Annotated in this window: 7 protein-coding genes; 3 read left to right on the plus strand and 4 right to left on the minus strand. The window is 72.5% G+C overall.

Going from position 1 to position 10,245, the window contains the following annotated elements:
- Positions 1 to 106 precede the first annotated feature (106 nt).
- From AB0N03_RS10145 to AB0N03_RS10160, 4 genes are read right to left on the minus strand one after another with little or no spacing between them, the layout of a single operon-like run.
- A complete protein-coding gene (locus AB0N03_RS10145) occupies positions 107 to 1,084 on the minus strand; it encodes a hypothetical protein (RefSeq protein ID WP_364368304.1) in 978 nt (325 codons plus the stop codon).
- On the minus strand, positions 1,081 to 4,482 hold the full coding sequence (locus AB0N03_RS10150; RefSeq protein ID WP_364368307.1) for an SMC family ATPase: 3,402 nt from the start codon (positions 4,480 to 4,482) through the stop codon (positions 1,081 to 1,083). Before AB0N03_RS10150 ends, AB0N03_RS10145 begins: the two co-directional genes overlap by 4 nt.
- Before the next feature lies 1 nt (position 4,483).
- The gene (locus AB0N03_RS10155) at positions 4,484 to 5,644 is read right to left on the minus strand and encodes an exonuclease SbcCD subunit D (RefSeq protein ID WP_364368310.1); all 1,161 of its coding nucleotides are present in this window, start codon (positions 5,642 to 5,644) and stop codon (positions 4,484 to 4,486) included.
- Positions 5,645 to 5,684: 40 nt separating this feature from the next.
- Positions 5,685 to 7,427 (minus strand): ATP-binding protein, encoded by a 1,743-nt coding sequence (locus AB0N03_RS10160; RefSeq protein ID WP_364368313.1) that lies wholly within the window; start codon positions 7,425 to 7,427, stop codon positions 5,685 to 5,687.
- Between the two features lie 741 nt (positions 7,428 to 8,168).
- Here AB0N03_RS10160 and AB0N03_RS10165 point away from each other — a divergent pair.
- The 3 genes from AB0N03_RS10165 to AB0N03_RS10175 all read left to right on the plus strand — a co-directional run bounded on the left by AB0N03_RS10165 (position 8,169) and on the right by AB0N03_RS10175 (position 10,105).
- Positions 8,169 to 8,831, plus strand: coding sequence for an HU family DNA-binding protein (locus AB0N03_RS10165; protein WP_364368315.1), 663 nt, complete (start codon positions 8,169 to 8,171; stop codon positions 8,829 to 8,831).
- A gap of 473 nt (positions 8,832 to 9,304) precedes the next feature.
- Positions 9,305 to 9,496, plus strand: coding sequence for a hypothetical protein (locus AB0N03_RS10170; protein WP_364368318.1), 192 nt, complete (start codon positions 9,305 to 9,307; stop codon positions 9,494 to 9,496).
- Between the two features lie 195 nt (positions 9,497 to 9,691).
- Positions 9,692 to 10,105, plus strand: a complete 414-nt coding sequence (locus AB0N03_RS10175) for an Lsr2 family protein (RefSeq protein WP_364368321.1) — start codon at positions 9,692 to 9,694, stop codon at positions 10,103 to 10,105.
- The last annotated feature ends 140 nt before the right edge of the window (positions 10,106 to 10,245 follow it).

Here is a 10,245-nt window from a genome sequence, read left to right on the forward strand (position 1 = left end):
CGGGTCGGGCGGTCCCCAGGCCGCCGGCCCGGGGCCGCCCACCCCCAGAGGGGCGGATTCCGGCCCGGCGGGGCAGTACGCCCCCGCCGGGCCGGTCTGAGGGCGCTCAGCGGGCCGCGGCCAGCCGCAGTGCCCGGTACACGAACTGCTGGTCCCCCAGCCGATGCCGCAGGTCACGCTCCAGGCCCGCGATCGGGTACAGGTTCTGCGGCGCCCGTGAATCCTTGTAAGCCACCGACGCGAACCGTCCCAGCACCGACTGCGTCAGGTTCGCGAGCCCGGCCACCTCCTCGCGGCCGAGGTGCGGCGCCGCCTCCACGCGCACCACGCCCGACCACGGCGGCCCGCCCACCGACGGCAGGCGCAGGTACCACGAATGCCGGACCCACGTCGTGCCCATCAGGAACACCGGCGTGCGCTGGTGCGGCTCGAGCCGGCCGACCATCGCGTTGAGGTCACCCGGCAGGTACGTCGTCTGGTGGCTCTTGATGAACCCGACCGCCCGGGGCAGGTGCGTGCGGCCGCTCAGCGGCCCGTCGACCACCAGCAGGTCGCTGCCGACGTGCCCCGCGATCGCCTTGCGCGCCTCGGTGGCCGTGTCCAGCTCGGCCTCGGCCAGCTGCTCCTGCAACGCCGACGACAGCACCACCGCCAGCGGCTTGTCCTCCTTGGCCGGGGCGCGGAACGCCCGGTAGACCCCCGCCGAGGTCGGGATGTCGCCGGCTTCCGAAGCGACCGTGAACACCCCGCGCCGGACGTCGGTCGCGACGACGTGCGCCCGCCCGTCACAGCAGCACACCACTCCGGCCGCGTAGGACGCGCAGAGCCCGATGGACGCCGAGTTCATCCCCGCCGGGTCGTCGATCCAGACGCGGGCGTCGATCCGGCGGACGCCGTCGACGAACAACACCGCGTCGGGCGCCGAAACCGGCGAGGGGTCGATGGGCGTCCATTCTTCCGTCGGCACCTCGACCTCGAGCTCGACCTCGGCCCCGGACCGCGCCAGCTCCTCGGCCTCCATCGAGCTGCCGTAGCCCGGGTCCCACGAGTCGACGTTGAAGTGCATCCCGGCCACGGCGGTCATGCGCCCTCCCTGCTGATGTGCGAGCCGGTGCCGTCGCGGGTCACCTGGAACCGCACCGGCACGCGCTCGGCCAGCGCCGGCACGTGCGTGATCACCCCGACCATCCGGGAGCCGGTGGCCGACAGGTTCTCCAAAGTGGACGCCACGACGTCGAGGGTGGCCTCGTCGAGCGTCCCGAAGCCTTCGTCGAGGAAGATCGACTCGAGCTTGGTCGCCCCGTCCGCCGCCATGGCCCCGAGCTGGGACGACAGCGCGAGAGCCAGCGAAAGCGACGCCTGGAAGGTCTCCCCGCCGGACAGCGTCTTGACCGGGCGCCGGGCGTCGGCCTCGTTGTGGTCCACCACCAGGAAGTCGCCCTTGTCGTGGGTCAGCTCGAACTGGCCGCCGGACAGCTCCAGCAGCGACGCGGACGCCTCGGCGACGAGCGTGTCGAGCGCGCCGGCGATCAGCCAGCGCGGGAACTTGTCCGAGCGCAGGAGATCCGCGAGCAGCCGCGCGACCTGCGCCTCGGACTCCGCGGCCGCGATGTCGCCCTGCAGGCCCGCCACGCGCGCCACACGCCGCTTCAGCTCGGTGTGGTCGCCCTCGGCGCGGGCCCGGGCGGTGGCGACGGCGACCGGGACGCGGTCGCGCACCGGCCCGTCCGGCAGGTCGACCCCGAGCGCGGTGACGTCGTCGGCGACCGCGCGTTCGGCCACCCGCAACGCTTCCGCGGTCTCCCCCTCGGCGGTCTTCGCGACGGCCAGCCGCTCGCGGTGCTCCTTCGCCCGTCCGGCCGCCCAGTTCGTGAGCGCGGACCACGCGTCCAGGAGGCTCTCGCCATCGATCGGCGGGGCGCCGAGGCCGACGAGGGGGTCGCGGGCCCGCGACAGCTTCTGCCGTTCGGCGTCGACCTGCTTCGTGATGCTCGACTGACCGTCGACGGCTTGTTTCGCGGTCGCGCGAGCGGTCCGCAGGTCGCCGTCCGCGGCCTTCGCGGCCTGCTCGAGTTCCGCGACGCGCGCGAGCTGTTCGGTGACCACGTCGGCGGACGGCGCTTCGGCGAGCGTCGTGACCAGTTCACCGTGCCGGCGCCGGGCGGTCGCGAATTCGGTGCTCGCCGACTGCTCGGCCAGGCCCGCGTCGACCGCGCGGGTGCGCCGCTGCTCCGCGTTCCCCTCGGCGGTCTTGAGGTCCTCCGCCGCCACGACGGCTTCCTTGCCCGCGGCTTCGGCGGCCGCTTCGAGCGCGGCCAGCGTGGTCCGCCGTTCCTCCAGTGAAGAAGCCGCCCACGCGGTGAGCCGCTGCCAGCCCGCCGGAACGTCGTCGCCGTCGATCGCGGGCGCACCGAGCTCGACGAGCGGGTCGCGCGCCGCCCGCAGTGCTTCCCGGGCCGCCGCGGCCGATCGTTCGACGACGTCGGCGTCCTGCTGCGCAGCCGCGCGTTCGGCGCGGGCCGCGGCCAGCTCCCCGTCCGCGGCACCGGCGGCTTCGGCGACGCGGGAGCGGGCGTCGATCGTCGCCGACAGCCACTCGCCGCGGGCGCGCACGGCCGCGACGAGGTCCGCGTAGTCCGGCTCGGAGAAAGAGGCCTCGACCGGCCGCCGCAGCACCGCGGACTCGGGCGGGCCGTCGACCTCGGCGAGCGCCACGCGCAGTTCTTCCGCCTGCGCGGCCGCGGACACGGCCGAGTCGGCGTCGCGGTCCACGGCCCGCTCCAGCTTGCGCAGCGCGGACTCGGCGGCGGCGCGGCCGGATTCGGCGCGCTCGAGGCGTTCACGGGTTTCGGCCAGGTGCGCGTGCCCGCCGGAGTCCGGCAGGGTCGAAACTTCCTGCTCGCACACCGGGCACGGGTGCCCGACGGCGAGCCCGGCCCGCAGGGCCAGCGCCTGCCCCGCTCGTTCCGCTTCGGTCAGCGCGGTCTTGGCCGCGGTGAGTTCGGCGTCGGACCGGGCGAAGGCGGTTCGCGCCGTTTCGAGTTCCGTCCGGCGCGCGGCCTGCTCGGGTGCGGCCTTCCGTTGCGCCTCACACAACGCGTACAGCGTGCGGGCGTCCGAACGGGCGGCGGCGAGCGGCGCGACGTCCGGCTGGGCGGCCAGCGCAGCGCGCGCTTCGGCGTCGGCCGCTTCGGCCGCGGTCAGCCGGGCGGTCGCGGCCGCGGTGCGTTTCGCCACCCGCGCCGAATCCGCCGACAGGTCGCCGAGATCCGCCGGCGGCCGCAGCCCGGCCAGCCGGTCGCGCTCCTGACGGGCCCGCGCGGCCTCCGCGGCCGCGTCCTCCGCGGCCCGGGCGGTGGTGTCGCGGGCTTTCCTCGCCGCTTCGACGACGGAGACCGCTTCGGTCACCGAAACCGCCGCGGCGGCTTTGGCCTGCGCCGCCGCCTTTGCCGCTTCTTCCAGGCGAGGCAGCGCCGACTCCGTGTCGGCGAGTTCCGTGCGGGCGGCCCGGATCCGCTCCAGCCCGCTCCGGTCGGGCGCGGCGGCCAAGGCGGCGCGGGCCGTTTCGTCCGCCTTTTCCGCCTGCTCCAGCCCGGCCCGCGCGGTCGCGGCCGCGTCGGCCGCGGCCCGGCGCCGCGTTTCCAGGTCTTCGACGCCGTCCGGCCGTTCCAACGCGTCGAGGACACTCAGTTCTTCGCTGACGGTCATGACGAGCTGCCGGGCGTCGTCGTGCGCGCGGGTCGCGTCGTTCAGGCCCGGCAGCGCCGCGTTCACCCGCGCTTCCAGGTCCGCGAGCGCGGTCATCCTCGTGGCCAGCTCGGCGACAGCTTCTTCCGTCGCGTCGGCGTAGCTGCCGAGCTGTTCGGCGAGGACGGCGGCGCGCTGCTTCTGCTGCTCCGCGGTGACCCCGGCACGACGGCCGATCCGCTCGTAGACCTCCAGGCCCAGCAGCTTGATGAGGATCTTCTGCCGGTCCGCGGCCTTGGCGTGCAGGAACTCCGCGAAGTCGCCCTGGGGCAGCGCCACGCAGGTGCAGAAGTGCTTGAACGTCAACCCGAGCAGGCGTTCGACGGCCGGGGTGACCTCGGAGTCGGCGGCGACCGGGTCGGCGTCGTCCTCGGGGCCGCCGAGCGCGGTGGGGTCGGCGAGCCGTTCCAGGCGGACGTTCTTCACGCTGACCGTGGGTTTCTTCCCGCCGCCGCGCCGGACTTCCCGCACGACGTGGTAGCGCGTGCCGCCGGCGTCGAAGACCAGCCGCACGGTGGCGCGGTTCGCCGTAGGAGCGAGCGCGGGCGCGACGAGCCCTTCGTGGTCCCAGCGCGCGACCGAGCCGTAGAGGGCGAAGGTGAGCGCGTCGATCACCGTGCTCTTGCCGGCGCCCGTCGGGCCGACGAGCGCGAAGTAGTCCGTGTCCTCGAAGCTGACTTCGGTCTTGTCGCGGAACGACGCGAAACCGGTCATCTCCAGCAGCACAGGTCGCATGTCACACCCCGCTCGTCTCTTCGTCGTGCAGCCGCGCGAAGAGCGACTGGACGCGCTTGTCCTCGACAGTCCGCTCCTCGCAGTAGGACGCGAACAGCTCCCCCGGCGAACGGTCCGCGACCGCGCGGTCGCCGCCCGCCGTCGTCACCGGGGCGGCGAACTCCGGGTCGATGCGGATTTCCAGGGCGTTCGGCAGGGCTTCCTGAATCTCCTCGCGCAGCCCCGCCCTGGTCGCTTCGCGGACGTAGACGCGCAGGTAATCCTCGCCGAGTTCCCCGGCGCGGCCGACGAGCTCCGCCACCGTGCCGTGGACGGTCCGCAGCCGCCGTCCCGCGGTCATCGGGATTTCCGTGATCTTCGCCGGTGTCGTCGGCGTCACCTCGACGGCCAGGACCACGCTCTTGTTGTCCTGCTCGCCGAAGTCCACCGCGAACGGCGAACCGCTGTAGTGCACCGGGCAGGCGGCGGGCAGGGACTGGCGCCGGTGCAGGTGGCCGAGGGCGACGTAGTGCGGGTCGGCGCCGAACGCCGTCGCGGGCACGTGGTACTCGAAGATCGACTGCGCCGCGCGCTCGCCGCCGCCCATCGTCCCGCCGGTCACCGTCAGGTGCGCCATGACGAGGTTCACCGCGCCGGCGGAGAACCCGGACTTGAGGTGCGCCAGGATGTCGCGCACGCGCTGGTCGTACTCGCCGACGTTGTCCGCCGGGGTCCCGGCGAGCAGCTCGGCCGCGCGGACCGCGTAGCGCTGGGAAAGGAAGGGCAACACGGAGACGTTGACGCGCTCGCCGGTCGACCGGGCGTCGAACGACACGACACCGCCGTCCGCGACCGGCCGGGGGTTCCCGGTGAGGTGGATGCCCGCTTTCCGCAGGAGCGGCCGGTACGCCTCGAACGTCGCCGCGTGGTCGTGGTTCCCGGCGATCGCGATGACCTCGGCGCCGGTGTCGCGCAACGCCATCAGCGCCTGGACCACGAGTTCCTGCGCGGCGGCCGACGGCGCCGACGTCTCGTAGAGGTCGCCCGCGACGAGGATCGCGTCGAAGGCCTCGTCGCGCGCGATCCGGACGATCTCGCCGAGCACGGCCCGCTGCTCGTCCAGGCGGTTGCGGCCCTTGAGCGTCTTGCCGACGTGCCAGTCGGAGGTGTGCAGGAACTTCACGCGGCTTCCTTCCGTTCTTCCGTTCGGATGGCGGAGCGGCTCAGAACGGCGGCGGGTCGTCGCCGAACGGGTCGCTGCTTCCCGTGGGCAGACCGGCGAAGGGATCGGACTTCTTCGAGCTCGCCGTGGTCGTCGGCACCTTCCCGGCCTCGGAAAGCCGCGTGGCCCAGGCCGGGAACGGGAAGCCGACGGCGATCGGCACCGGGATCTCCGGCTGGCTCACGAACATCGTGCCCGGTTTCGCGAGCGTCGCGCGGAGCCGCTGGCTGGCCGGGAGGAAGCCGTACTCGGGGCGCGAGGACTCCGCGGCGTCGAGGCGCCCGACGATCCGCACCGAGCTGTTGCTGACGATGCGGCGCTCGACCTCGCTGGCGGTCTGCTGCGCGCCGATCAGGATGACGCCGAGGGACCGGCCGCGCTCGGCGATGTCCAGCAGCACTTCCTTGATCGGGCTGCTGCCTTCGCGCGGCGCGTACTTGTTCAGCTCGTCCAGCATGGTGAACAGGAGACCACCCGGGCCGGCCGCTTCCTTGCGCGTGGTCTCCGCGGCGAGCGTGACACCGACGACGAACCGCTGCGCGCGCTCGACGAGGTTGTGGATGTCCACGACGGTCACCTGCTGGTTCTCCGTCGACAGCTGACGTGCGGGGTGGTCGGTGAGGTCGCCGCGGATGAGGCCGTTGAGCGCACGCTGGCTGGAGCGCAGGCGGCGGATGAACGCGTTGACCGTGCCCGCACCGGTGACGGCGCCCGCCCAGCTCGCGCGGGTTTCCTCGTCGGTGACGCGCTCGCAGATGACGTCGACGAGCTCGGCGTAGGTGCGGCACAGCACGCCGTCGACGTTCGCGGCGCCGTCCTTGCCCGCGGGGGTGCTGTCGAGCCGCAACCGGTTCGCGACCTGGTGGATGACCATCGTGTACTGGTTGCGCTCGTCCTCGGCGTCGGCGAAGACGTAGGGCAGCAGGTCCTTGGCGCAGAACTCCGCGATGGTCCACCAGAAGGCGCCGACCCCGGACGTGCGCCCGGTGACGTAAGGCTTCCCCGTGGTGTCCGACGGCGTCGGCGGCGCGTAGAACCCGACGGAGGCGAACGGCTCCGCGGGCAGGCCGAGCTTGGCGTACTCGCCCTTGAGCTTCTCGTCGAGGTGGACGTTCGGGGTGTCGAGGAACAGCAGGTCCTCGCCCTTGACCGAGAACACCAGGGCCTTGGCGTTGTGGGCGTTCGGCAGGGCGCCGCCGCGGAAGATCGAGTGGAGCAGGAACAACGCGAACGACGTCTTGGTGGCGACCCCGGAGACGCCGCTGATGCTGACGTGCGCGCCGCGCGTGCCGTCGAGGAAGTCCATGTTGAGGTAGACGGGTTCGCCGTCCCGCCCCAGGCCGACCGCCACCTGGCGGGTCATGTTGTCGAAGTACAGCGCCTGCGCGCGATCCTCTCCCACGGCGCGCTGGACGACGGCCCCCGGCCGCGGCGGCACGTAGCACTCGGGCTCGACGCGGGTGGTGGCGATCTCGGCGATCTCCTGCACCTGCGCGGGCAGGACCCCGTCGGAGATCAGGAAGACGTCGCTGCCGAAGCTGGCGCCTTCGTGCCGCGCGCTCACCTGCGTCACGACGCCGAACGACGTGACTTCCCCCAGCCCCGGGAGTTGCCGCCGGGTGACGACGACGTCGTCGAGCTGCAGGTAGGCCTCGGGATCGATGGCCACGTGGAACTGCAGCGGCGTCGAATCCTCGGTCCCGGCCACCCGGCCGACCACGGTCGTGAGTGTGTCCTGGTCCACGGTTCTCCCTGTCCGCCCGGCGCTTCCTCCGGCGGCAGACTAGCTCGCCGGGCCGACAGTCCCGCGCCCAACACGGCGTTGTGGCGGTGACATCGGGGCTTCGCCCCGGTCGCGGGCTTCGCCACCCGAACCCCTGAAGCGGGGGTGGCGTACCGGAGTCGTCACCAGCGGTCGATGCTGGGCCGAACGAGTGAGTTCACCCTACGGGGAAGATCTTTTTCGCCGCACCGTACTTCCGGTGCGGGCGCCACCGGTTGCGCCGCAACAGACCTCGCCGCACCCCGGAGAGGTCGTTCCGGGGCGCCGGGACGTTACTGCCTTGGCTCCGCGGCGAAGCGGCGTCGCCGGGCCCTCCGCGGACGCCCCGGCGGCCCCGGCGACGGGTCCGCCGGGCGGCCCGGGAACCCCCGCCGCAGCGCGGGATCGCGCCCGGGGCGGCCTCGGCCACCCGCCAGGGGCCCCGCACCGGCGTGTCGCGAAAAAAGTCTTCCGAGGGGCCTCGGGTCCTATATGGACGACCACAGTGGACGGCTGACCCATAGGGTTTTGCCTGCTCAGAGCCATGGTCGAGGTTTGCTTTCCATTCCGGGGTTCGTCTCGCGAAGGTCCATCAGGAGGCGGAACCAACGCCCTCGCAAGGAAATATTTCGACCTCCGGTTGGATTTTGTGCGGTATTGGTAATACCGTGTGCAGTGTCGGCCGAGATGGGCCGTGTACAAGTTCCACTATGGAGGACTGGAATGACGAACAAGGCCCAGCTGATCGAGGCGCTGTCGGAGCGTCTGGGCGACAAGAAGGTGGCTTCGCAGGCCGTTGACGGTCTCGTGGACATCATCATCCGGACGGTCAACAAGGGCGAGAAGGTCAACATCACCGGCTTCGGCGTGTTCGAGAAGCGCGCCCGTGCGGCGCGTACGGCTCGGAACCCGCGCACCGGTGAGGCCGTGAAGGTCAAGAAGACCAACGTCCCTGCCTTCCGCGCCGGCACGACGTTCAAGGACGTCATCTCCGGCTCCAAGAAGCTCCCGAAGGCCACCCCGGTCAAGCGCGCCAGCGCCGCTTCGGCCGCGACCCGCGCGCCGGCCACGAAGGCCGCGGCGGCTCCGGCCAAGGCGACGACGACCCGCACCACCCGCGCGGCGGCGGCCAAGCCGGCCACCACGCGTGCGACGACCACGCGGACCCGCGCCACCGCGGCGAAGCCGGCCGCCAAGGCCACGGCCACCCGGGCGACCGCCACCAAGGCGGCCCCGAAGACGGCGGCCAAGGCCACCACGGCGAAGGCCACCACCACGCGGGCGAAGGTCGCCGCGAAGCCGGCCGCCACCAAGACCGCGGCGGCGAAGAAGCCCGCCGCCGCCAAGGCCCCGGCCAAGCGCACCTCGGCGGCCAAGAAGAAGTAACTCCCGCTTCACCCCGGAAGGGCCCCGCACCAGCAGGTGCGGGGCCCTTCGGCGTTTCCGGGCCGGCGCGGAAAGCGGCGCCGGAGTGCTTTCGCCGGGCAGGAGAACGCGGAACCGGTCCCGGCCACCCGCCCACCACGCAGGGACCCGGCAAAGTCGTCGCGGCTCGGGTGCCGGTGGCTCGGCAAAGGTCTTGAATGAGTCATTCAAGACGCGCTACCGCACCCCACTCGGCAGCCGGGGCGGACCACCGGCCGGAGTGGGCTGAGCCGGGGCCACAGGAACGCCGTGACGCACTCCGGCCGCCGCGGGCCGCCGTCTGCGCCACCCTCAGCGCCTCCCCGGAGAATCGAACCGCCGGTTTCCGGAATAGCCACACCAAAGAAGCGATCACCGGGCCGATGGTTGCGCTCCCGCCCCGGCGGGTAGCCGGAAGTGAGCAATTGCCCGAAGACGCCCGGCAAGGAGTTGTGATGGCGGCGAACGAGAAGCAGGACGACCCCGACGCGGAGCTCGCCCGCTCCCGGCAGCACATCGAAGAGGCCAAGGAAGCCGCCGCGAAAGCGGACCTCGCGGACCCCGCCGAGGGTAAAGCCGACGAGGCGCTGGAGACGGATCCGCCCTACCACCACGGCGAACAGGGCTCGACACCCTCCGGGACGTAGTCCGGGGCGCCGCGCCGGGTCTCCACAGTGGAACCGGCGCGGTGCGTCCTTTCAGGACTGCCGAATCGCGGGAACCCCCGGGAAATTGCCGTACCGATCCCCGGGTGGATACACTCCACCCAAGAACGTCGGTCATTGTGCAACTTGTCACACGTCACGTTCCCCGGACGCACATCCAGCTTGAGGAGCATTCCCGTGGCCCAGAAAGTCCTCGTCGAGATCCTGGACGACATCGACGGCAGCACCGCTGCCCAGACCGTTCAGTTCGGCCTCGACGGCGTCACCTACGAAATCGACCTTTCGGACGACAACGCCTCCGCCCTGCGCACCGAACTCGCCCGCTACATCGCGGCCGGCCGGCGCATCGGCGGCCGCAAGGTGCGTGTCGCGACGGGCCAGTCGACCACGACGAGCACGAGCGACCGCGAACGCAACCAGCAGATCCGCGCCTGGGCGAACGCGAACGGCTACGAGGTCTCCGAGCGCGGCCGCCTTTCGTCCGAGGTGATCGCGGCCTACGAGCAGGCCCAGGTGGCCGAGGCCGAAGCCCCGGCGGCGGCGCCGCGCAAGCGCGCCCCGCGCAAGAAGGTCGCCGCCGCCAGGAAGTGACAGCGGTGGCGGGCAGATCACCGGGGAGAGATCAAGGCGCGCGACCCGCCGGGGGGGGGGGGGGGTTTGGGAACAACCCCCGCGGCGTAAAATACAACCGAAAAAACCGGGGCGCGGGCCGCCGACCCGGGAAAGCCCGG

It is taken from the genome of Amycolatopsis sp. NPDC051061, assembly GCF_040682935.1.
Classification (GTDB): Bacteria; Actinomycetota; Actinomycetes; order Mycobacteriales; family Pseudonocardiaceae; genus Amycolatopsis.

Excerpts from the sequence above, each read along its gene's own strand:
- AB0N03_RS10145 (WP_364368304.1), bottom strand. The coding sequence starts at position 1,084 with ATGACCGCCGTGGCCGGGATGCACTTCAACGTCGACTCGTGGGACCCG.
- AB0N03_RS10150 (WP_364368307.1), bottom strand. The coding sequence starts at position 4,482 with ATGCGACCTGTGCTGCTGGAGATGACCGGTTTCGCGTCGTTCCGCGAC.
- AB0N03_RS10165 (WP_364368315.1), top strand. The coding sequence starts at position 8,169 with ATGACGAACAAGGCCCAGCTGATCGAGGCGCTGTCGGAGCGTCTGGGC.
- AB0N03_RS10170 (WP_364368318.1), top strand. The coding sequence starts at position 9,305 with ATGGCGGCGAACGAGAAGCAGGACGACCCCGACGCGGAGCTCGCCCGC.